Source organism: uncultured Photobacterium sp., assembly GCF_947039875.1.
Lineage (GTDB): Bacteria > Pseudomonadota > Gammaproteobacteria > Enterobacterales > Vibrionaceae > Photobacterium.
In genome coordinates, this window is sequence record NZ_CAMRAN010000002.1 from 38695 (window position 1) to 62464 (window position 23770).

The window sequence follows — 23770 nt, forward strand, 5'->3', positions numbered from 1 at the left end:
TTTTCTTAAACTACGTTTTATGCTCATAAAAACAACATTAAGCAATCATTAACTGTCATTTTATTCTTTAGCTAGCCATTGCGGCCGATACCATGCTTGAGAATAGTGATAACGTTGTTGTTTTATATGATAGTTATTCTGATTAATCGTCACTGTCACTTGACCACTGTCTTGGGTACTGATCCAATCAATATTATTGGCTTGGTAACGCTGTTTAATCGCCGCAGACGGTAACCCCCATGGATTAAAATACCCAATCGACACAATCGCCACAGAGGGTTGAATACTATCAAGTAACGTTTGTGTTGATGAGGTACTACTACCATGATGAGGGACGACTATAATATCGGCTTGCTCTGTCTGTGCTTGCGTTAACATCACTAACTCAGATTTAGCATCAATATCCCCAGTTAATAAGATACTAGGGCCATCACCATTCATTACTTGAATATGAATAACACAAGAATCTGAGTTTGTTGCACGATCCGTGGTAACTGGCGGCCATTTAACTACGAACTCAAGCCCCTGCCATTGCCATTTTTGTCCCATAACACAAGTTGAAAAGCCATCTCGCTGATCACTACTGTATTTTTCTAAAGGTTGATAACGCTGTATAAGATAATCGCTACCTCCAGCATGATCATTATCAGAGTGACTTAAAATAAGTCCATCAACGGCTGATATTCCTTTATGAGCTAATATTGGCTCGATGACTGACTGAGCAATACTTTTTTCATCCCAAGCATTACCAGTATCATAAATAAATACTCGCTGTTGTTTCTCTATCAAAATAGCTAATCCGTGTCCAACATCCAATACCGTTATCGTCCACGATGGCAGGTTATGATTATCATTGTATTTTTTCCACCACCAACTGAGCACAATAAAAATAATGCTCATGTACAACCATCGAAAATACATCAAAGGTAACAAAGACCATATAACAGTTATTACCGCAACAATGACCAGTAATGGCGTTACTGATGCTGGTAACATCATCCATGCCCCATTACTCCACGCCGCAATATGTAAAACAGGTATTAATGAAATATCAGCCAGTATCCAAAATAATGAAGATAACGCTGGCCACCATACAGTTATAACGCCAATCAAGACTAACGGTACGGTTATCACACTAAGCCAAGGTACCGCGATTAAATTTGTTAATGGCGCAGCCAGGGATACACCACCAAACCACCACCACTGCATGGGCAACATCAATAACAATAAATACCCTTGTACTTTGCACAACTGCTTTAAGTTCTGATACCACCGCTGCTGCCAAGGTAAATCAGCTAATGCTGGTGAATTACCAATAATAACCATCATTAAAAAGATAATAACGGCACCAAAGGATAACCAGAACCCTGCGCTGTAACTAACAAAAGGATCCCATAACAAACACAAACCTAACGTTACTAATAAAATTTGCCAAGGTCGCCAGTTAATTGCCGTAATGCGTAAAACACCAACGATTAAGCACATTAATAACGCACGAATTGTCGGTAAACTAAATCCAGCTAACCACGCATACCCAAAAGCAAATAACAGCCCGCAAAACAAAGGTAGCCATAACCAATAACCCGTTTGTGGTAAGCATAACCGCAATAAGTAACCAAACCACCATCCGATCAGCATCGCAAGCCCAATATGTAACCCTGAAATCGCTAATAAATGAGCCAACCCGCTGTCACGCAAATCTATCCAGTCCTGCGCCTCTAACCCCTCTTTTAATCCAAAAGTTAGCGCGGTTAAATAACTTTGATGGTGAGTGTTTTTTAAAAGTGGAGTGACACTATCTAACCATTGTTGGCGTAAAGATATCGAAGATGATAATCGTGTTGGTAAAAACTTACCCGCAGTGACGACTGCGCGACCATGAATACTGCGGCTTAATGCGTGTTGCTCACGATCGAAACCTGCTTGGTTAACACGTCCAACAATACGGCTCAACCTAACCGGCAAACGCCATATTTGTCCTTGTTTTAATAATGGTGCATCTTTCCAAAATATCATTACCCGTAATGGGGAGACAAAATCAACATTGGCAGAATGTAAATTCAGTACTTTTGCCTCAAAATACTCAGAGGGTATATTTTCATTAAAAAGCGTACTAATACTTACATCTATGGTAATATTAGCGCTGTTTATTGGAATGTTATCAATCTTGTTAATATATTGATTAGCATCAAAAACAACCCAGAAGATAGCAAGTGAAAAGCAAATAAAAAGAACACTTCGATACACAATAAGCAACATGACACCAACGGCTATTATTAATAGTAAACACCAGTAGGGTGGCAAGGTGTTAAAAAAATGTAACGACAGATAACCGCTTATACTTGCTATAAATATTTGAACCATATGGCCTTAGCCAGTCAAAAAAAATTATTATGCCAAGACATTTCATTAAAAAATTTCTGCCTAGCCATGAAGTGATTAAACGCCAAAAAGCGTTAAAGATATTTGGGAATCTACTTTATAACCCAAATCTATGGTGCTTAAACCGTCGTTCAGCATCTGGCGCATTTGCTGTCGGATTGTTTATGGCTTTCGTTCCGCTGCCAAGTCAAATGTTAATGGCGGCGGGTCTCGCTATTATGTTTGGTGTCAATTTACCTTTATCCGTCGCACTCGTATGGGTCAGTAACCCCGTTACAATGCCGGTACTTTTTTATGGCGCTTACAAACTCGGGGCTTGGGTACTGCATAGCCCGGATGTTGGCTTTCATTTTGAATTAACATGGGATTTCCTGTTAAATCAAATGAGTCAAATCGGTCCCCCGTTCCTATTGGGATGCTTTATCTGTAGCGTATTAAGTGCATCCATCGGTTATTTCGGTATTCGGTGGTTATGGCGCTATTCCGTAGTACGCAGTTGGAATCGACGTAAATACCGTATTTCCAGAACACGATAACGGTTATTTGGTTATAACAATAAAACTCCATTATTTTGGAGTTTTATTATTAATTTGCACTTTTTTTGAGAAATCCCCTCCACCATTTCTTATTCCTGTACTCAGTTTTTCATGATTAACAGATCTCTCACACATTTATTCTTCTTTTATACACTTAATAGCGCCATAATGGACTGATATTGCTAATTCGTTGCATTTTATTTCTAGTAATTATTATTGCTCTACCTACTATTAGAAAATAAAAACAACTTAATTAGCAGTAACTTATTAATAAATATTATAATTCATCAAAGGGAAATAAAATGGAAAATCCAGTAAATAATTTACTTACAAAAGGTTGGAAATGGTTTGTTATCGTTGGTGTCATTGTTACTTTGGCCGGTATTTTTGCAATTAGCCTCCCCGTTGTTGCAGGAATGACTATCACAACAATCATTGGCATGATCTTCTTAGTTATCGGTTTAGTACAGGTCTACCACACCTTCAGTATTCCACAGTGGAAAACTAAAATTTGGTATGTCATCAGTGCCCTGTTTTATCTTCTTGGCGGCTTATTCATTCTAGGACAACCATTCATTGGCTTAGTTACCATTACCGTACTTATGATTGCCACAATGGTATTTAATGGTATTACACGAATGATGTTTGGCTTTAGTAGCAGAAAGCAGCTTGCTGGCTGGCGTTGGATTGTTTTCAGTGGTTTATTATCAACAATCATTGGTATATATTTCTTTAATCTAATGCACAACCCTCAGTTCTCAATGTCACTATTAGGTATTTTTGTTGGCGTTTCTTTAATATTTGAAGGCATTAGCTTTATTTTTATTGGCTCACAAATGAAAAAAGTCATTATCAAATAAACACCATCTAATAAACAATAATAATTAAAGCTTCAGTTAACTGCTGAAGCTTTTTTTTGTATCATTTTTTATTTATAAAAAGTACCTCAAAAAATATCACCTGCCATCATTTCATTACAATTTCTTATAAAAACATTGCCTTTGGTTATAATTTTAAGTAAAAGTGTGTTTTTGATACTTGAGCGATATTGTTGATGAGTTACTTTACTCTCTTTAGCTTGCTACTAAATACATGGCTAGTAAGCACAACAAGTCCGGCAGAGCCTATTGCATGGTCTCAATATGCTTTACATCCAGCTTCAGTCTTTAATGCTACCAATCATCAAGAAAACTGGAACGATAACGTCATTATTTTATCGAATAATAGTCATAAAACACGACAGTTATCAAAAAAAGAAAAAAAGAATTTTGCTCCAGCTCTGCATTGTGACCACAATGTCGTTCGACAACCACATCAAATAACAAGTCATTACTCTAAGTATCAACGGTATCCACATCTTGTTCTTGCTAACTTTCAATACCGTTTTACTCACAGTCGTAGGCAGTTAATGTTACTCAATGACCACGACATTTACTTTAATTATGACTCTGACTACAAGGACTACATAGATGCTTGATTCATTTGTATCTATTTTCTCAGCGCTATGGCAACAAGATTTTGCAGCATTACAAAACCCTGAAAGTATTGTAATGATCTATTTCTGTGTCACCTTTGTTATTTGGCTAGAAAGCGCATTTTTACCTGCTGCCCCACTCCCTTGCGACAGCATTGTTATTTTAGCTGGTACATTAGGTGCAATGGGGATCATTGATTTTAAATTAATCGTATTTTTGTTAATTATGGCGGCAGCTATTGGTAGCTGGCTCGCTTACTTACAAGGCCGCTGGCTGGATCATTTACCAAAAGTAAAACGATGGGTTGATATGGTACCGCCTCATCGAATGCAAACAGTTGATAAGTTACTCATTCGACATGGCGTTGTGGCTTTATTTGTCGCACGATTCATTCCTGTTGTACGTCCACTATTACCACTGGTGATGGGATTTCGAATCAAAAACCAAGCTCACTTTTTCCGTTTTGCATGGTTAAGTGCTACTGCCTGGATACTATTACTCACAGGCTTAGGGTATTTATTGACGTTATTACCAGAGAATATTGCTCGAGTAACAACCATGATATTAATGGTGGCACCGTTTGTTACCTTAGGTATTGCCATCATTAGTTTATTGAGTAGTTGGCTAATTAAGCGTATTAAAAATAATAATATCGCTTAACCTCTGTTTACAACATTACGTTACAGAACCGATTTACAAATCAATAGCTATAAAAAAACCCGCTTAATCAGCGGGTTTTTTATCATCAATAAACGGGCTTAAACTTAGAAGTAGAAGCGAGTACCGAATACGATGTTAGTTAAGCTGTCTTTCGCTTTGTCGCCAGAGAAGTCAATATCGTCAGTTGCGATGTTGTAGTTAGCTTCTGCAGTTAGAGCAACGTTAGGGTTGATGAAGTATTTAACACCAGCCGCTAATTTAATGTTTAGAGCCCAAGAGTCGCCTTTCTCACCTAGGTCACCTGAAGTGCCATCTTGGTTGTCGTAGCTTAGACCAGCAAGTTCAGTTGCAGCACCAACGTAAGGAACCCAGTTAGTAGAGTTAACAAAGTTGTATTCTGTAAATACACCAATCTTACCACTGAATGCATCGTTTGCATCTTTAGCTGCTACAGTTGCAGTACCACCAACTTCCCAGTTGTCTTTTACGAATGTACCGTAAGAACCGTTTAAGTTTAGATCCCAACCGCTACCTAGTTTAGCATTACCTTGAATACCAAGCTCTTGTGTACCAGCTGGTAATTGAACAGCAGCTTGTGCAGCTACAGGAGCCATTACGGCAAAAGCGACTAATAAGCCTAGTGCATTCTTTTTCATTTTTAATTCCTAATTGTTTTATTTATTAACAAAGCGCTGTCTATTTATAGAATGACAGTCATACCGATTATAGAGTAACCATCATATCGATGCAGAATAAATTCTGTCTAATAACGACTGCAGCACATTTATTTTTTTAAGTGGCGCCAAATTATCATGTAAAAATGACCGTGTTAAATTAAACAATATAAATTCACAAAAAAATGAACAGTGTTCGTTATTTATTCTACATATAAATAATTATCAGAAAGCCATGGCAAACCTCAACCAGCAGCAGCACTGGCGTGCGTTCTTTTTTTTATGAGACATCATTATTAAATGATAAAATAAAAAAACAGAAAATAAAAAAAAAACAAGATCACAGCCTTTTTGCATTCACATTTATGGTCAAAAAACAACCGATGCGTGTTTATTAAAAGCAAAACCAATGCGATTTTAAGTTACTTTTATCTTAATTTATCGAACACAATTGAACTTATTGTATATAAACAATCAAAAACCTCATTATAGTCATGATTATCCCCTCATTGCCCACCTTCAAATAATGAATACAAAAAAGCAGAGCCATAGGCTCCGCTTTTCAATTCACGCTAAATAGAACAAATTCTTGTCGTTATTACTTCGCGCTCAATACTCGTGCTGGTTGTAATCGACTTGCTCGTGTCGCTGGATACCAAGTAGCAATCAAACTTAAGACAATCGCGGTGGTCGTAACAATCACTACATCCTGCCAGGCTAATTGCGTGGGTAAAAAGTCCACAAAATAGATATCTCCAGACAAGAACTGATGCCCAATGATTTTCTCTATGACACGAACAATATGTGTTAGGTTGATTGCAATTAATGAACCAAACAACGACCCAATAATACTGCCTAACACACCTGATAATACCCCATGCCAAACAAAGATAGATTTAATCAACCGATCACTTGCCCCCATTGTACGTAATATCGCAATATCTGCAGCGCGATCTTTCACTGCCATCATCAATGTTGAAACAATATTAAAGCAAGCAACACCAATCACTAGTACCATCACCAAATACATGATGGTACGAACCATTTGAATATCTCGATATAAATAGCCGTATTTTTGAGTCCAACTTTTTAGATAAACATAAACAGGTAATGTATCACCCACTTCTTTAACAATTTGTTGAGCATTAAGCACATTATCAACATTCATTTCAATACCTGATACACCTTGCCCCATATCTAAATATTGTTGAGCATCTTGTAATGGCACAATAGCTAAGCTGTGATCAATTTGTCCACCTAAAGCCAGCAAACCAACAACCTGTAATCGAATACGTTTTGGAGCACGTAACTTCATTTGCGGGTCAGTATTTGGAATCATCGCGGTGATCCAATCGCCAACCTTCAATTGAAGTTTAGTCGCAACACCTTGACCTAGAATAACTTCACGTTTACCGGCTGAAAATCGTAACCATGCATTATCTTTAACATAAAGAGGCAATTCACTAACTTTTAATTGTTCTTTTGGGTCTACACCACGAACAGCAACCGCTTTAAGTTTTGTGCCTCTTTCAAGCAAGGCCGTAAATTCAACATAAGGCGCAGCTGCCGTAATATTTGGATGCAGTTCTACTTGCTTTAATAATGGTTTCCAGTTATTTAGCGGCGGTTCTACAGCTTGTAATTCACCTTGAGGAATAACAGAAAGCACTCGTGTTTGTAACTCACGTTCAAAACCATTCATGGCAGATAAGCCAATAATGATCACCGCAACGCCTACAGCAATACCGAGCATTGAAGACAAAGAGATAAACGACACCATACGATTTCGTTTTTTAGAACGATTAAAACGGCTGCCAATATAGAGAGATAACGGACGAAACATTACTTCTCCTTAACCTCTGCTAAAATACCATCTTGCATATGCATGCAACGATCAAGTTTTGATGCCAATTTAGTATCGTGAGTCACCACTAAAAATGCGGTACCCGATTCTGCATTTAACTTACGCATCAAATCATAAATATCTAGCGCGGTTTGATGATCTAAATTACCCGTTGGTTCATCGGCTAATACAATTGCAGGATTGTTCACCAATGCACGGGCAATGGCAACCCGTTGACGTTCACCGCCACTTAGTTCTGATGGCCGATGTTCAAAGCGGTGATCCAATCCAACCATTGTTAACATATCTTGTGCACGAGTACGGGCTTCACTGATCGCTACCCCACCAATTAATAGTGGCATGGCAACATTTTCAGTCGCTGTAAAATCAGCCAACAAATGGTGAAATTGATACACAAAACCAATATCTTGATTGCGAATTTTTGCCTGTTTATTTGAGCTTAACGTATCTAAGCGCTGGCCTTTAAAAAACACTTCACCATCAGTTGGTTCATCCAACGCGCCAAGAATATGTAATAAGGTACTTTTACCTGATCCAGAAGAACCAACAATAGCAACCAATTCATGATCAGTAATATCAATATTAACTTGTTTTAATACTTCGGTTTGTAACTCGCCTTCTTGGTATGTTTTACATAATTGATGGCAAGATAATAATGAATTATTCATAACGAAGAGCCTCAGCAGGACGGACAGCTGCCGCACGATAAGATGGAAAAATAGTCGCTAATAAGCTCAAGAGAATAGCGCCAACGATAACAGCAAATATTTGCATTGGTTCAAAATCCACAGGAAGAGAACCGCCAATAACCGCAAGATTCACACCAAAAAATGCCATAATTGGATTTAAGTAATGCGACACTATCACACCAAACACACCACCTAACAGAGCACCAATGACACCGCTACTTGAGCCTTGTACCATAAATAATGTCAATACTTGTCGATGGGTCATCCCTTGGGTTTTTAGAATCGCGACTTCAGCTTGTTTTTCCATTACCACCATAATCAAAGCTGAAATAATATTGAACGCAGCAACGCCGATGATCAATCCAAGCATTAATCCCATCATGTTTTTTTCCATTTTAACAGCTTGAAATAGCTCACCACGCTGCTCACGCCAATCTGACCATTTCCAGTCATTTGGCAATGGTATTTTAGCTAACTCTGTTACTGCAAACGGATCATTTAGATACAAACGCCAACCCGACATTTGATCTAATTTGTAATGCAACAACCGTCCAGCATCAGAAATGTTAGTGAATACTAGCTGTTTATCAACATCGGAACCCGTATCGTAAATACCGGATACAGTGAAATTACGCTGACTTGGTAAGCGTCCTAATGGTGTAAATTGACTCGCACTGGTTACCATTAATCGAATCTTATCGCCTGGTTGAACATCTAATTCAACCGCAAGTGATTGACCAATAATGACATTAAAGCTACCAGGTTGTAGATCTTTCAGTGATCCAACCATCAAATGTTCTGCAATAGGATCATATTGATTAGGTTCAATACCAATCATCATTCCAGCCGCTAACGAGTTAGCACTCTGAATGATAGCTTCACCCCGTGTAATTGCCGTTACTTTTGTCACATGTGGTAACTGCTTTAAGACACTCGGCACATGTTCTGAAAGTGGCACTCGGCCATCAGCATTCGTAACAATCGCTTGTGGTAAAACACCTAGAATTCGGTCTTTGAGTTGTTGTTCAAAGCCGTTCATGACAGACATAACGGTAATTAATGCCATCACCCCAACAGTAATACCCGCGGTTGACATATAAGAAACAAAGCGACTGAAACGGTCACCTGAGCGTCCACGTAAATAACGTAAACCAATGAAAAAAGATACAGGATGGAACATAGCTTAAAAAACCACTCCTTTATTTGATGGCTCAAGAATACGCGTTAACGACTCTATTTACCATCTAGCAAGGTAAATGTAATGTAAAAACAGAGAGTAAAAGCTAACCACTTAATGGAGATCACTTGCTCGTAGGTACGCACTAAGTAATAATTAACACAAATGTCACTGGTATTATTTGTAGTTAGATAACCTCAATAGTGACACACTCGATGACAATTAACTGGCAGTGAGTAAGCAATGAGACAAGATGAATATTTTTCAGTTCACTTAGGACTAACAATCAATGTCGAACCATTAGCAAATGGTAAGCCTCTTCCCAATGCCGATACCTTCAGTACTGAAATACCACCACTGTTTCGTATAGCTCGCGAATGTAACACGCTCGAAGAAAATGCAGAACGTCTATTAACCAACTTTGGTAAAGAAGACAGTAAAGCGTTAGTTGATTATCTTAGTGCTCAAAATAGTAAAATAAACCTGCTGTTATCTTACGTGCTATCTCAACAAGATAATGCTAATTATCGCTATATTACCGAAACCTTTGGTGCCAGTAATCTAAGCTTTTATAGTCCACACCCTTTTACACTAGAGCAAGATGTCACCGTTAAACTATTTTTAGATCACCCAGCAGCTGCCATTTATTGTTATGCTGAGGTGGTCAATTGCTCTACTTTAGATGATCGTTTTTTAATTCAGTTACGCTACACGCGACTATTAGAAGAAGATCGTGATTTATTAATCCGTGCTGCACTGTATTGCCAACAAAAGCTTTTACGTCAGCGGGCCCAACAACGAAACATGAATAATAACAATGACGAATAAAACATTACTTTCAATCCCCTTACCAAAAAAATCTGGGGATAATCGTTACATCGGTAATTTATCTGGTTCTGCATTGGCATTGTCATTAGCAGAAATGGCCACTAAACATAATGGTCCCATACTTGCCGTTGTCGCGGATACGCAAACTGCGTTAAAACTACAGCCAGAGATCAGCCAATTCTGTGATCTTGATGTCCATGTTTTTCCTGATTGGGAAACATTACCCTACGATAATTTCTCACCTCATCAAGACATTATCTCTGAACGTTTGGCTCGCTTATATAAAATGCCAACACAGAAGAATGGCATTATTTTAGTGCCAATCAGCACGCTTTTGCAGCGATTAACACCTAAAGAATTTATTCACCAACATGCGTTAATCGTTAAAAAAGACGATCGTATCTCACTTGAAAAACTACGCTTACAATTAGAAGCATCAGGTTATCGTCACGTTGATCAAGTGATGGAGCACGGTGAATATGCTAGCCGTGGTTCATTAGTTGATCTGTTCCCGATGGGAAGTAATGCACCATATCGAATTGATTTCTTTGATGATGAAGTAGACTCTATTCGTCAATTTGATCCTGAAAATCAACGTTCAACAGCTGAAATCGCTACCATAGATCTACTACCAGCACATGAATTCCCAACCGATGAACTGGCAATAGAAAACTTCCGCATGCGATGGCGCGAACGTTTTGAAGCGCGTCGTGAGCCTGAATCTATCTATCAGCAGGTTAGTAAAAAAATCTGGCCAACAGGTATCGAATATTGGCAGCCGCTATTTTTTAATCATACCGATACTCTGTTTGATTATTTACCAACCAATGCGCTATTAGTGACACTCGGTGATTTAGAACCTGCGGTTGACACTTTCTTACATGATGCTGAGTATCGATATGACCAACGTCGCGTTGATCCGCTACGACCTTTACTTGCCCCTAAAGAATTATGGCTAACTAAAGATGAAATGTTTGCAGGATTTAAGCAACTGCCTCGTGTACGTATACAACGTGAAGCAATTGATGCAGACAAAGCAGGTCGCTATAATCCTGCTTTAACACCCATCCCTGCTATAACAATTAATCATCAACTCAAAGAGCCGTTAGCCGAATTACGTCACTTTACTGAGCAATTTAAAGGTAAAATTATTTTCTCCGTCGCCTCTGAAGGTCGTCGAGAAGCATTATTTGATTTATTAGCTCGTATAAAACTACGTCCAATTGTATTTGATAACCTTGACGCAGCAATGGCTGATAAAGCCAAACATTGCCTCGTTATTGGCGCAGCTGAAAATGGTTTTATTCTTGAAAAGCCTGCGGTCGCTTTTATTTGTGAAAGCGATTTACTTGGCGAGCGAATTCAACAACGTCGTCGTAATGACAAAAAAACTACCGTTAATGCCGATACCATCATTCGTAACCTTGCTGAATTGCAGGTGGGACAACCCGTTGTTCATATCGACCACGGTATTGGTCGTTATCAAGGACTTCAAACACTTGAAGCTGGCGGGATTCAAACTGAATATGTCACTCTTGAATATCAAGGTGGTGCTAAGCTTTATGTCCCAGTGGCTTCATTGCACCTTATTAGCCGTTACTCCGGTGGCTCAGAAGAAACAGCGCCGATTCATAAATTAGGCGGTGAAGCGTGGGTTAAAGCACGTCGAAAAGCCGCAGAAAAAGTGCGTGACGTTGCCGCCGAGTTACTTGAAGTTTACGCTATGCGCGAGCTCAAACCAGGCTTTAAATTCAAGCTTGATCGCGAAAGCTATGCTGATTTCTGCACCAGTTTCCCGTATGAAGAAACCTATGATCAGGCATTAGCCATTAATGCAGTTTTATCTGATATGTGTCAGCCAAAAGCCATGGATCGCTTGGTTTGTGGTGATGTTGGTTTTGGTAAAACAGAAGTCGCTATGCGAGCCGCTTTTGTTGCAGTAGATAACAACAAACAAGTGACTATCCTTGTACCAACAACATTGCTAGCACAGCAACATTTCGAGAATTTTCGAGATCGCTTTGCCAATACACCTATTCGCGTAGAAGTGTTATCACGTTTTAAAACAGCTAAAGAACAAAAGCAAATTCTAGCCGATGTCGAAGAAGGCAAAATCGACATATTGATTGGTACTCATAAACTGCTCAATAGTAGCGTTAACTACCATGATCTTGGACTATTGGTGGTCGATGAAGAGCACCGCTTTGGTGTGCGCCAAAAAGAAAAAATAAAAGCTATTCGTGCTGATGTTGATATTCTAACGCTAACCGCAACACCGATTCCTCGAACTCTTAATATGGCAATGAGTGGCATGCGTGATTTATCGATTATCGCTACCCCACCCGCACGTCGTTTAGCGATTAAAACCTTTGTTCGTCAGAGTGATGAAAATATTATTCGTGAAGCTATCTTGCGAGAGATTAGCCGTGGTGGACAAGTTTATTTCCTCCATAACGAAGTCGATAGTATTGAACAAACCACTGAAGATTTAGCTAAATTAATTCCAGAAGCTCGCGTCACCTTTGCCCATGGTCAAATGCGTGAGCGTGAACTTGAACGGATAATGGGAGACTTTTACCATCAACGCTTTAACGTATTAGTTTGTACCACCATTATTGAAACCGGAATTGACGTACCAACCGCCAATACCATTATCATGGATCGTGCGGATAACCTTGGCTTAGCGCAATTACACCAATTACGTGGTCGTGTCGGTCGTTCTCATCACCAAGCATATGCATATTTATTAACGCCTCATCCAAAGCGTATGACCAAAGATGCGGTGAAACGTTTAGAAGCCATTGCGTCACTTGAGGATCTTGGGGCAGGTTTTACGCTTGCCACCCATGATTTAGAAATTCGGGGCGCAGGTGAACTATTAGGTGATGAGCAAAGTGGTCAAATTCAATCCGTTGGTTTTAGCCTGTTTATGGAAATGCTAGAACAAGCAGTAGAGTCATTGCGAGAAGGTAGAGAGCCTACACTCGATGATCTACTCAAGCAACAAGCTGAAGTTGAAATGCGTATTCCAGCATTACTACCTGATGAGTATATTCCGGACATTAATACCCGTTTATCACTTTATAAACGTATTGCTAGTGCAAAAGATGATAATGAGCTTAATGAAATTAAAGTAGAGTTAATTGATCGATTTGGTCTTTTACCTGATGCTGCTATCAACCTAATTACCGTTAATAGCCTTAAACTTAAAGCCGCTATTATTGGTGTTAAGAAAGTTGAGAGTAATGAAAAAGGGGGCTATCTTGAATTTAAACAAGATGCAGCCATTAACCCTCACTTTCTGGTTGGTTTACTGCAAACACAGCCTCAGCATTTCAGAATGGAAGGACCAACAAAGTTAAAAATCGTATCAAATGAAACAGATCGTAAAAAGAGAGTTAAATTTATTGAAGATCTACTGAATCAGTTTAGAGAAAATATGATTTAACCCTCCTCTCGCCCTAGACATAGCATCTGGGGCGATTTCTTGATTGTCATAAATTACCACCACTACGTCATAGACTAGAATTATCATGAAAATTGACTTTGAACTTACTACGCCTCGACTTATTTTACGTCCATTTAAGACTGCAGATTTAAATGCTTTTGTTGACGCTGTCACCCAATCAAGTGAGTATCTTCAACCTTGGTTAGAATGGTGTGATGCTGATTTTGATCAACAACAAGCTCACGAATGGATCGAAGCTAGCCGTTTAAGTTGGCAACATGATTACAGTTATGAGCTTGCTATTTTTGATCGATTTAATGATGACTTTGTTGGCGCGGTTTCACTTAGTGCCATTGTGCCATTATTTAATTCCGCAAATCTTGGTTACTGGATCACCCACAATTATCATCGCCAAGGCATGGCGACTGAAGCAAGTCTCGCTATTATTCAATTTGCTTTTCAAATGTTAGGTCTAACCCGTTTAGAAATAATTACCCATACAGATAATTATGCCAGTCAAAAAACTGCACTTGCGTGTAATGCCATTTTTGAATGCGAGGCGAGAAACCGTATTTTTTATCAAAATATACCCATTAATGGCTATGTATATTCACTCATACCACAAGATTTATATTAAGTAGCGTTAACTGTATTGATATTGGGATACATCAATCTTTAGCACCTCAATTTCAGCTAACATTGCTGATTCTTTATTCAATAAAAATAGTTACTCATTATGCATACAACAGCAAGCCGCCATGGTCACGATGTACTAAACCTTATTGCAGATGCATCGACACCTTTCACCATCAAAACATTACACGCGTATGTTGAACAACATTGGGGAACTAACCTCCACTTTCATACCTGTAAATTAAATGATCTATCATTAGATGCGTTGATTACTTTTCTTTTATCTCGTAATAAAATCACACTTAACGGTGAAAACTTGCACACAAATCGAGATAAAATCTGTCACCATTAATAAATAATATCTCTGATTTAAAAGGTAGATAATTTTGCGAGTTTGCTGTTGCGAGTAATGGTAAGATAAATCAATTTTATTAAGTAAGGACACACTCGTGCCAAAAATTATTATCGCAGTCGTTATCGCTGCATTAATTGCATTTTTTCTTTATCGCTCTTACAGCAACAAACAAGCGGCGCAAGAGAATATTAAAATTGGGCAAGAATTTCTTGCTGCAAACAAACTAAAAGAAGGCGTACAAACAACAGCGTCTGGTTTGCAATATTTAGTACTACATCAAGGTACAGGTACTGAACATCCAACAGCAACGGATACAGTAACTGTGCATTACCACGGTACATTAATTAATGGTACTGTATTTGATAGCTCAGTTGATCGTGGCGAAAAAATTTCGTTCCCATTAAACCGAGTAATTAAAGGATGGACCGAAGGCTTACAACATATGGTTGTTGGTGAAAAAGTACGTTTCTTTATTCCAGCCAATCTTGCTTATGGTAATAATGGTGCTGGCAGTATTCCACCAGGATCTGTACTTATTTTTGATGTTGAGTTATTTAAGATTAACTAAATAATCAGCACCAATAACAACGCCAGTATGACGCTCAAAATTAACAAGCATTTATCATACTGGCGTTTTTATTGCGTGAAAAAATCTTAGTGCAGTTTTAAGCTTGGACGAAGCACGCGATTAATACGTCCGACGAACATTATTAAACCAGTTTTAAACATGCCATGTAACGCCATTTGGTGCATACGATACAGTGAAATGTAAACCATACGAGCAATACGGCCTTCAACCATCATCGACCCTTTAGACAGGTTACCCATTAAGCTACCTACAGTAGAGAAACGGCTCAATGATACTAATGAACCATGGTCGCTATAGATGTAAGGTTTTTGCTCACGATCTGATAATTTAGCCACGATATTAGAGAAACAACGACTTGCCATTTGGTGTGCAGCTTGAGCTCGTGGTGGTACAAACGAACCATCTTCTTGCACACATGATGCTAAATCACCAATAACGTAAATGTCATCATCACGGGTGGTTTGTAGCGTTGGTTTAACAACTAACTGATTAATACGGTTAGTTTCAAGACCTGCGATATCTTTCATAAAGTCAGGGGCTTTAATACCTGCCGCCCATACCATGATTTGTGCTGGAATATGTTCGCCATCTTTAGTTGTTAAGCCTGATTCATCAGCTTTAGTCACCATGGTTGCAGTACGAACATTTACGCCTAATTTAGTTAACTCATTATGCGCCGCTTGTGAGATACGTGGTGGCAATGCAGGTAAAATACGCTCACCCGCTTCAACTAAGTTAATGTTTAAGCGTGAGCTATCAAGATCGCCAAAACCGTAATTATGAAGTTCTTGAACAGCGTTATGTAACTCAGCAGACAGCTCAACTCCCGTAGCACCGGCACCTACAATCGCAATATCAACCGTTTTTTGGTCTTTATTAGCATGTAACTTCATGAACTGATTATTCATTTCACTACGGAAACGGTGCGCCTGCTCTGGGCTATCAAGGAAAATACAATTATCACGTACACCTTGAGTATTAAAATCGTTTGAGGTCGAACCTAGCGCTAAGACTAAAAGATCGTATTCTAACGAACGCTCAGGTACCAATAGCTCATTTTGCTTATCATATAATGCTGCTAGTGTGATCGTTTTTGTTTCACGATCAATATCCTGTAATGATCCCATCTGGAAATCAAACGAATGGTTTTTAGCATGTGCGCGGTAACTAATCGCATCAACACCTGCATCTAATGAGCCTGTTGCTACTTCATGTAGCAACGGTTTCCATAAATGACTAGCACGACGATCAACTAATGTAATTTCTGCACGACGTTTACGGCCTAATGTACGGCCTAATTTAGTAGCTAACTCCAAGCCACCAGCACCACCACCCACAACGATTATACGTGTCAAGATAGCTTCCTCTCTATTTTATGATTTTTAAAAACTGACAAAGACTGAATTGCATAGCAGTCTGCTGATAGTAAATAATCAAGCATAAAGACTGCTAGGCAAAAAAGTATTATATCTTTTGATTCACGCATGTAGGCAGACGGATCTACGACCCGTCTGTAATATGTAGGAGGTAATGGTTCCGTTATTACTGCGCTTTAAACGCTTTTATTTTTTGTAGATGCTGCGAGATTTTTGCAAACTTATGGGATTCATTTTCATCCCAAATAATGTCGTAAAATTGATCTAGCGCATCTTTTGTTTGCTGATTATCTAACACTTCATCATGAGTTGAAAGGATGCAAAGACAATTTCCTGTATTTTTTTTACGAAAATTTGTTACACACTTTGTCAAAATGTCTTCATATTCCTCAGGACGGTCTATTTTTCCTTCCATGTTAGACTCAGGATACAAATTAGGATTCAACATCACCTGTTTTATACCTGATAGAAATCCAATCCGTTCCGCCCAATAACCACCAAGACCAACGCCACAAATTAAAGGCTGAGGATCATTACTGGTTTCAAGCAATTTATGCACTTCTTTCAATAGATGTTGCATATCATGTTTGGGATGAAGTGTGCTGTAATTTAGAAAACGAACATCAGAATCAATAAACTGCAATTGCAATACTTTATCGTGATTACCTGGACTTGTTGAATCAAAGCCATGTAAATAAATAATCATTGTTATCTCTCGCTATCTAGGAATAATTTTACTTACTATCTATACCGACATCGACGAATTAAATCCATTATCGAGGTAATGTTTTAACAAATTTAAAACAAGAAACATGATCCCACCAACAAAAACTGATTTAAGCCCAAAAAACCATTTAAATCTGCGTATCACTGGCCATTAATTACTGATTTTTTTTGAAACACAATAATTAAATATATTATTTCTTAGTTATTAATATATTTAATGAGTTGCAGCTGTAATTGAGACGCTTGTTGTAAATACTCCGGTTGTTGCCAAATATCATATCCAACTAAATACCATAGCAATGTCAGATATTGACACCATGGCTGCCACGCAATAACCGCTTCTAACCATTGTTGTTCATCAAATACTTTATCACCACTTACAAGCTGGCGATAATCACAATAATCATTTACAGCTTGTTCAATATCTAATCCATTGGCAATGATAGTCATTGCTAAATCTAAGCTTGGATCTCCTGCTGCCGCATATTCCCAATCAATGATTTTTGCACCGATGATGGAGTCTGTATTCATAGACGGTACGATAACGTTATAACGTCCTAAATCAAAGTGACAGCAACAATCATCAAATGCTACAGGCAATGGCTGGCTCTGAAAAAAATGGTGGATTGAAACTAGAGACGAGGTGTGATGGTCGGTATGGAGGTGTTGCCAATAATGTTTGGCACGTTGATGGACGTCTAATCGCCACCAAGGTAATGGGAGTTGATGTACTTTTGCTTGTAACTGACACAGGCTCTGATCAGAAAATGTCGTGGTCGCTTCTACGCCAGATACCCATTCAACCACCAGCCCTATCACTTGTGGTGTTGGTTTGTCTGTACTAACAACTAACTGTAATGCTTGTGGTGCTAATTTGGTATCAGCAATCAGCGACAGTAACTGATATTCATGTTGGCGTTCAATACCAAACGCTTGAACAGATACCGAAAATGGTCGCCAGACATACTGCTTAGTCTGGTTGATTGACGGGTGAAATAAGACGAGTTTCCAACATCGATTCGTCAATCCTCCCGTGAGTTCACATGCTGATATCAATTCAGTATCAGGCAAGGCAATTAAAAGATCACAATCAAAATGTTTATAATCAGCCATATTGCTACTCCTCACCTGATACTAAAACAGTGTAATTACCAAGCGGCACTATTGGTTGATGCACGTTGAATAACCTGATCTTGATCAGACCACTCAATCACACCAGACTTCAAATCCATCAAGCGCATTGTCACTTTATAATAAGCTTGCTTGCCATTTGATGTTGATTTCATTACCGTCGATACGTGACCATAAAGCATATATTGTGCACCAACCATATTACCAAATTGGATAGCGGTACTTTGGTTTACAAAGCGATCGTCTTCACGGAAATTTAACTGTTGGCGCACGGCTTTTATACGGGCAGGATCAACAAATTTGAATTTACCAGAATCTTGTAAACGCTCAGTAATTATCGCCGTTAAATCTTGTGTATCAACATGATGGCGAGTTTGGTTTTTAATACTATCAACCACAACAATCGGCTCACCGCGAGCGGTCATAGCACGAACAGTCGATGACGCTAACATTTTATCAACCATTGATGAGGATAATTTTTCTAAATCACTGGCTCCAAAGTTAGTCACCGCACTTTCAAATCCATGCAATCCGCCACCGTAATTAATCGGTTGAGCACAACCCCCTAATAACGTTGCTGCTGCTAACAAGGTCATTACACTCTTTTTCATTTTCACTACCTATAATGTCACTGTTCTTATTTATCAATTGATGTGTCACGCACCACAATACGATATTGCGTTGCCTCTGTACTAGGAGCAAGGCCTTGCAATAACAAAATTTGATGAGGATTAATGATCAATGTTCGTGATGTTGACGGTGAATGATTTATTTCTAATCCATGCGCATCATACCAATAAAAGTGATAATCCACTGATATTGTTGCGTTAGTTTTATTCATGACTTCAACAGATGCATGAAAATAACCGTCATGTCGTTGTGTTTTCGAATGACTAAATTGAAGCTTATTCGCTAATTCCGTATTTCCGATGACAACATGATGGCTACTATTTCCAAGACTAATTTTTGATATTGCTGAACTGCTACACCCTGTAATGAGTGTTACAAACAATATCGACAATATAGATATATATTTCATGCTACATTAATATACAGCTAGGCTGTAGCCTCCTACATTTCAATGGATTACGAATCAATATTATGAGTCTACTCAATAAAATGAAAAAAGCTTGAGTGACCAACAGCTGATCATTATTAGCAGATTAGCCATTTTACTACTCAAGCTTCATTCTCAACTTATTCTATTGCAACTTGATGCTAAGAATTGATGACTTATTAGCTAACAATCATTGGGCCTAATGGGCGGCCGCCTAATAAATGCATATGAATATGATACACTTCTTGGCCGCCAAAAGGATTACAGTTAACAATCAAGCGGTAACCATCTTCAGCAACGCCTTCACTTTCTGCAAGCTTACGTGCAACCGTAAACATCCGTCCCATCATCAATTCATCTTCTGCTTCAACATCATTGACTGTTGGCAGTAATTTGTTTGGAATAATAAGAATATGGCTTGGCGCACGAGGATTAATATCACGAAATGCAGTCACTAACTCATCTTGATATAAAACATCTGCTGGAATTTCTTTGCGAATAATCTTACTAAAAATAGTTTCTTCAGCCATACCTGACTCCATTAAATAATCAGCTTATATTAATTCTAAGCTAAGTATGCGCTACCCACGTCTAGAGGGCAATATTGAACGCTGTTTTAAACGCTTTTTTCTCACTACATTTCATATTTTACCGTCTTTTTTGCAATCACCATCAAAATATTCATCAATGTTAACGCCAAAAAGTTAAGATTTTGAAGTTCGAGACGATAGATAAATCAAACTAACGTAATATTACAAATATCAATTATAACAATTAAATCAATCACTTTTAGAGTTGCTTTTATACCAAGCGCCATCGTTATAAAGGATATTGCGATCATTAGCGGCGCAATTCTCGGACTTTATGAAATTAGGGATATTATGAAAAAGAAATCTCAAACCTCTGTCATACGTCGTATGTACTTAGGCTTCGCAATCTTAGTTGCATTATTTGTTGTCACTATTATATTCATGCTTGATGGCGTTGATCGTATTCACAATCAATTAAAGTCCATTACAACAGGTGCCTTACCCCTAGTTTCAGCATCACATAATGTTAGTCTGCAACTGCTTGTCGCTGATAAAATTTTTAAAGATTACCTGACCAGCCAAGATCCAACAGCAATGGCAGCTTATAGTGTGGAATTTGAACAACAAACGACCCTCTTTCAACAAGCTCGAAATCAATTACAGCAAGTGACAAAAAATAATCCTCAATTAAAAAAATCGATTCAGGCATTAACCGAATTAGAACAACGTTATTTTGCTGAAGCCACTATTGCCATGACCAATTATCGCTTATTACTGCTTGCCACCAATGAACGCCAACAATCTGCGCGTCAATTTCAGCAACTACAAACAGAATTGAATATTGGTATGAAAGAGTTCATTAATGAGCAAGATAACCTTACCGTTAAAATGTTATCTAAAAACTATTTCTTAAAATTAAAAGAAACAGAAACGATCACTTTAGATGCCCTAGCATCTGATAATACTGCCGAAATCGAAAAAGCCATTCGAAGTAACAAAATTAGCGTTAATCACCTTAAAAACACCTTTCGTTCTTTATCTATATTACAACCAGAATTAACGCAAGCTTTCGGCAAATCAGTAGAACAATATGGACTTGATATTGGTCGTACTGGTGGCGTTCTCGACCAGCATTTTGAATACATTCAGGCACAGCACCGCCTTTACAGTAATATTGCAACGTTAGCGAAAGAAATTAACCAATCTATGACTATTGTTGGAGATTTCAATAAACAAGCAAATAGCCAGATGAGTAATACGATTGCAACAGCAGATACGACCTACTCTGAAGTGGTGACAAAAGCTATTATCATTGGTATAGCAGTAATCTTGTTAGCTATTACCGTCGGCTGGTATTTAGCTCGTAGTGTACGTCAGCCTCTAATGGCGATATTAAAAACGTTAGAAGCACTCACCGCTGGCAATATGACACAGCGAACAGCAGCCAGTACGTTTATTGAATTTAGTCAACTTAACCATCACATCAATATGCTGGCGCAGAACTTACAACAAATTTTAACCCAAATTAGCCACACATCATCAGAATTAAGCACCGTTGCAACGGAGAACCACGCCACAACAGCTGAAGCAAAGCAACGGTTAAATAACCAACGTCAACAAACGGCTTCTGCAGCAACAGCCATGATTGAAATGGAACACTCTGTAACTGATGTATCAAAAAACGCGCAAATCACCATGGAGCGCGTAAATGAAGTAGAGCAAGCATCAGCAACAGGCCGTGAGGTAATGACCAGTAATATCAATACCGCCCATCAACTCTCTACTCGTTTGGATGAATCCGTTCAGGCTGTTCAACAATTACAAAAAATGAGCAGTAATATTGGCTCCATTTTGGATGTTATTCGTAATATTGCGGATCAAACAAACTTATTAGCCCTTAATGCCGCTATTGAAGCAGCAAGAGCAGGAGAACAAGGACGAGGATTTGCCGTGGTCGCAGATGAAGTACGTGTACTAGCCAAACGCACCACCGACTCTACTGCAGAAATTGAAGATATGATCAAAAACTTACAATCCAGCTCCGGTCAGGCTATGCATATGATGCAAAGCTGTGTCACTGAAATGAATAACAGTATTAGCCTTGCTTCTAATGCCAATAGTTCAATGGAAGAAATCCAAGCTATTATCATTGAAATAAGTGATATGAGTACACAAATTGCACAAGCGGCCGAAGAGCAACGTTGTACGACAACGGAAATAGCCCGTAGTTTAGAAGACATTAGCCATATTGCTGATAATAGTTATAACACTATGGAAAAAATGGCTGATACGGGCGTCAAGCTTGAACACTTAGCAACTGAACAAAATACTCTCGTGAGCCGCTTTAAATTATAATTACTCCACTCACCGGCGACACAGTCGGTGAGTTTTCTTCATTTATCTACCGCCACCAGCAAACGATTGCTTTTTAAAGCAGCAATTAACCACATTGTTTGATTTATCAACTTTACTTCAGCGTGTGATACTTTTAGAATCGGACAAATTTTTTGGGAGGGAAGAAAAAATGACGATGTTAACAATTACACGTCCGGACGACTGGCATACACATTTACGTGATGGCGATGTACTCGCTGATACGGTTCGCGATATTAGCCGTTATATGGGACGCGCGATCATCATGCCTAATCTTATCCCCCCTGTTACAGATACTGAATCTGCCTTAGCCTACCGTGACCGCATTCTTCAAGTAAATCCTCAAGCTAATTTCTCACCACTAATGGTTATTTATCTCACCGATAAAACATCAGCTGAAGAAATTCAACGAGCTCATGCTTCTGGTCATATTTATGCGGCTAAACTTTACCCTGCTGGCGCAACGACGAATTCAGATTCAGGCGTTACGTCTATCGATCATATTCGTCCAGCACTAGAGGCAATGCAACAAGTCGGTATGCCACTACTAATTCATGGTGAAGTCACCCATCATGATGTTGATATTTTTGATCGTGAAAAAGCGTTCTTAGACACAGTATTAGCGCCTATCGTTAATGAATTTACCGCACTAAAAATCGTACTTGAACATATCACAACGGCTGATGCGGTTGAGTTTGTAACCAATGCAGGTCCAAATGTTGGAGCGACCATTACTGCGCACCATTTAATGTTTAACCGTAATCATATGTTAGTCGGCGGTATTCGTCCGCACTTCTATTGCTTACCGATTTTAAAGCGTAATACTCATCAACAAGCGTTAGTTGCTGCAGCAACCAGCGGCAATGCGAAGTTCTTCTTAGGCACAGACAGCGCACCCCATGTCAAAGGACGCAAAGAAGCGGCTTGTGGTTGTGCAGGCTCTTACACCGCCCATGCTGCAATTGAATTATATGCTGAAGTATTTGAACAAGCAGGCGCACTGGATAAATTAGAAGCCTTTGCCAGTTTCAATGGTGCTGATTTTTATGGCCTACCCCGTAACACCGACACCATTACATTAACCAAAGAAGCATGGCAAGTTGCTGAAGAAATGCAATTTGGTCATGATACCGTGGTGCCAATTAAAGCCGGTGAAATGATGACTTGGAAAGTACTCGCTTAATTTAACCGCTTTTATGATGACAAAAAAGGCTTCCTATTACAGGAAGCCTTTTAAGTTTACATCATTATTATTTTAAGTTGCCTT

Annotated in this window: 22 protein-coding genes; 11 read left to right on the top strand and 11 right to left on the bottom strand. The window is 38.8% G+C overall.

The window, feature by feature from the left end:
* Window positions 1–60: 60 nt before the first annotated feature.
* Window positions 61–2364 (bottom strand): DNA internalization-related competence protein ComEC/Rec2, encoded by a 2304-nt coding sequence (locus Q0V26_RS00935; RefSeq protein WP_297474921.1) that lies wholly within the window; start codon window positions 2362–2364, stop codon window positions 61–63.
* A 29-nt stretch (window positions 2365–2393) separates the two neighbouring features.
* Here Q0V26_RS00935 and Q0V26_RS00940 point away from each other — a divergent pair, with 29 nt between their 5' ends.
* The 4 genes from Q0V26_RS00940 to Q0V26_RS00955 all read left to right on the top strand — a co-directional run bounded on the left by Q0V26_RS00940 (window position 2394) and on the right by Q0V26_RS00955 (window position 5053).
* A complete protein-coding gene (locus Q0V26_RS00940; RefSeq protein WP_297474923.1) occupies window positions 2394–2918 on the top strand; it encodes a DUF2062 domain-containing protein in 525 nt (174 codons plus the stop codon).
* A 302-nt stretch (window positions 2919–3220) separates the two neighbouring features.
* A complete protein-coding gene (locus Q0V26_RS00945) occupies window positions 3221–3778 on the top strand; it encodes a DUF308 domain-containing protein (RefSeq protein WP_297474925.1) in 558 nt (185 codons plus the stop codon).
* Window positions 3779–3972: 194 nt separating this feature from the next.
* Window positions 3973–4395: a hypothetical protein gene (locus tag Q0V26_RS00950; RefSeq protein WP_297474927.1), complete on the top strand. Its 423-nt coding sequence runs from the start codon at window positions 3973–3975 to the stop codon at window positions 4393–4395.
* Window positions 4388–5053 carry a DedA family protein gene (locus tag Q0V26_RS00955; RefSeq protein ID WP_297474929.1) on the top strand — a complete coding sequence of 222 codons (666 nt, stop codon included), beginning with the start codon at window positions 4388–4390 and terminating at the stop codon, window positions 5051–5053. Before Q0V26_RS00950 ends, Q0V26_RS00955 begins: the two co-directional genes overlap by 8 nt.
* Window positions 5054–5157: 104 nt before the next feature.
* Here Q0V26_RS00955 and Q0V26_RS00960 read toward each other — a convergent pair whose 3' ends face one another.
* The 4 genes from Q0V26_RS00960 to lolC form a co-directional block, all read right to left on the bottom strand.
* A complete protein-coding gene (locus tag Q0V26_RS00960) occupies window positions 5158–5709 on the bottom strand; it encodes an outer membrane beta-barrel protein (RefSeq protein WP_297474931.1) in 552 nt (183 codons plus the stop codon).
* Window positions 5710–6325: 616 nt separating this feature from the next.
* The gene (gene lolE, locus Q0V26_RS00965) at window positions 6326–7570 is read right to left on the bottom strand and encodes a lipoprotein-releasing ABC transporter permease subunit LolE (protein WP_297474933.1); all 1245 of its coding nucleotides are present in this window, start codon (window positions 7568–7570) and stop codon (window positions 6326–6328) included.
* Window positions 7570–8259 carry a lipoprotein-releasing ABC transporter ATP-binding protein LolD gene (gene lolD, locus Q0V26_RS00970; RefSeq protein ID WP_297474935.1) on the bottom strand — a complete coding sequence of 230 codons (690 nt, stop codon included), beginning with the start codon at window positions 8257–8259 and terminating at the stop codon, window positions 7570–7572. Before lolD ends, lolE begins: the two co-directional genes overlap by 1 nt.
* Window positions 8252–9460: a lipoprotein-releasing ABC transporter permease subunit LolC gene (gene lolC, locus Q0V26_RS00975; RefSeq protein WP_297474936.1), complete on the bottom strand. Its 1209-nt coding sequence runs from the start codon at window positions 9458–9460 to the stop codon at window positions 8252–8254. Before lolC ends, lolD begins: the two co-directional genes overlap by 8 nt.
* 240 nt (window positions 9461–9700) lie before the next feature.
* Between lolC and Q0V26_RS00980 the strand changes: the two genes are divergently transcribed.
* The 5 genes from Q0V26_RS00980 (at window position 9701) to Q0V26_RS01000 (ending at window position 15289) form a co-directional block, all read left to right on the top strand.
* Window positions 9701–10285 (top strand): PilZ domain-containing protein, encoded by a 585-nt coding sequence (locus Q0V26_RS00980; RefSeq protein ID WP_297474937.1) that lies wholly within the window; start codon window positions 9701–9703, stop codon window positions 10283–10285.
* Window positions 10275–13733, top strand: coding sequence for a transcription-repair coupling factor (mfd, locus tag Q0V26_RS00985; RefSeq protein WP_297474939.1), 3459 nt, complete (start codon window positions 10275–10277; stop codon window positions 13731–13733). The genes Q0V26_RS00980 and mfd overlap by 11 nt, the downstream gene beginning before the upstream one ends.
* Before the next feature lie 85 nt (window positions 13734–13818).
* Window positions 13819–14370 (top strand): GNAT family N-acetyltransferase, encoded by a 552-nt coding sequence (locus Q0V26_RS00990; RefSeq protein ID WP_297474941.1) that lies wholly within the window; start codon window positions 13819–13821, stop codon window positions 14368–14370.
* A gap of 99 nt (window positions 14371–14469) precedes the next feature.
* Window positions 14470–14718 carry a YecH family metal-binding protein gene (locus tag Q0V26_RS00995; protein ID WP_297474943.1) on the top strand — a complete coding sequence of 83 codons (249 nt, stop codon included), beginning with the start codon at window positions 14470–14472 and terminating at the stop codon, window positions 14716–14718.
* A 97-nt stretch (window positions 14719–14815) separates the two neighbouring features.
* Complete coding sequence (locus Q0V26_RS01000) at window positions 14816–15289, top strand: FKBP-type peptidyl-prolyl cis-trans isomerase (RefSeq protein WP_297474945.1); 474 nt, start codon at window positions 14816–14818, stop codon at window positions 15287–15289.
* Between the two features lie 86 nt (window positions 15290–15375).
* Here Q0V26_RS01000 and Q0V26_RS01005 read toward each other — a convergent pair whose 3' ends face one another.
* The 6 genes from Q0V26_RS01005 to hinT form a co-directional block, all read right to left on the bottom strand.
* Window positions 15376–16665: an NAD(P)/FAD-dependent oxidoreductase gene (locus tag Q0V26_RS01005; RefSeq protein WP_297474948.1), complete on the bottom strand. Its 1290-nt coding sequence runs from the start codon at window positions 16663–16665 to the stop codon at window positions 15376–15378.
* 187 nt (window positions 16666–16852) lie between these two features.
* A complete protein-coding gene (gene ycfP / locus Q0V26_RS01010) occupies window positions 16853–17392 on the bottom strand; it encodes an alpha/beta hydrolase YcfP (RefSeq protein ID WP_297474950.1) in 540 nt (179 codons plus the stop codon).
* 218 nt (window positions 17393–17610) lie between these two features.
* On the bottom strand, window positions 17611–18525 hold the full coding sequence (locus Q0V26_RS01015; protein WP_297474952.1) for a phosphotransferase: 915 nt from the start codon (window positions 18523–18525) through the stop codon (window positions 17611–17613).
* Window positions 18526–18560: 35 nt separating this feature from the next.
* Entirely contained in the window at window positions 18561–19154 is a 594-nt protein-coding gene (gene lpoB / locus Q0V26_RS01020; RefSeq protein WP_297474954.1) for a penicillin-binding protein activator LpoB, read from the bottom strand.
* A 26-nt stretch (window positions 19155–19180) separates the two neighbouring features.
* On the bottom strand, window positions 19181–19582 hold the full coding sequence (locus Q0V26_RS01025) for a YcfL family protein (RefSeq protein ID WP_297474956.1): 402 nt from the start codon (window positions 19580–19582) through the stop codon (window positions 19181–19183).
* Between the two features lie 197 nt (window positions 19583–19779).
* Window positions 19780–20130, bottom strand: coding sequence for a purine nucleoside phosphoramidase (hinT, locus tag Q0V26_RS01030; RefSeq protein ID WP_080156687.1), 351 nt, complete (start codon window positions 20128–20130; stop codon window positions 19780–19782).
* A 387-nt stretch (window positions 20131–20517) separates the two neighbouring features.
* Between hinT and Q0V26_RS01035 the strand changes: the two genes are divergently transcribed.
* Complete coding sequence (locus Q0V26_RS01035) at window positions 20518–22485, top strand: methyl-accepting chemotaxis protein (RefSeq protein WP_297475137.1); 1968 nt, start codon at window positions 20518–20520, stop codon at window positions 22483–22485.
* Between the two features lie 169 nt (window positions 22486–22654).
* Window positions 22655–23686 carry a dihydroorotase gene (pyrC, locus tag Q0V26_RS01040; protein ID WP_297474960.1) on the top strand — a complete coding sequence of 344 codons (1032 nt, stop codon included), beginning with the start codon at window positions 22655–22657 and terminating at the stop codon, window positions 23684–23686.
* The last annotated feature ends 84 nt before the right edge of the window (window positions 23687–23770 follow it).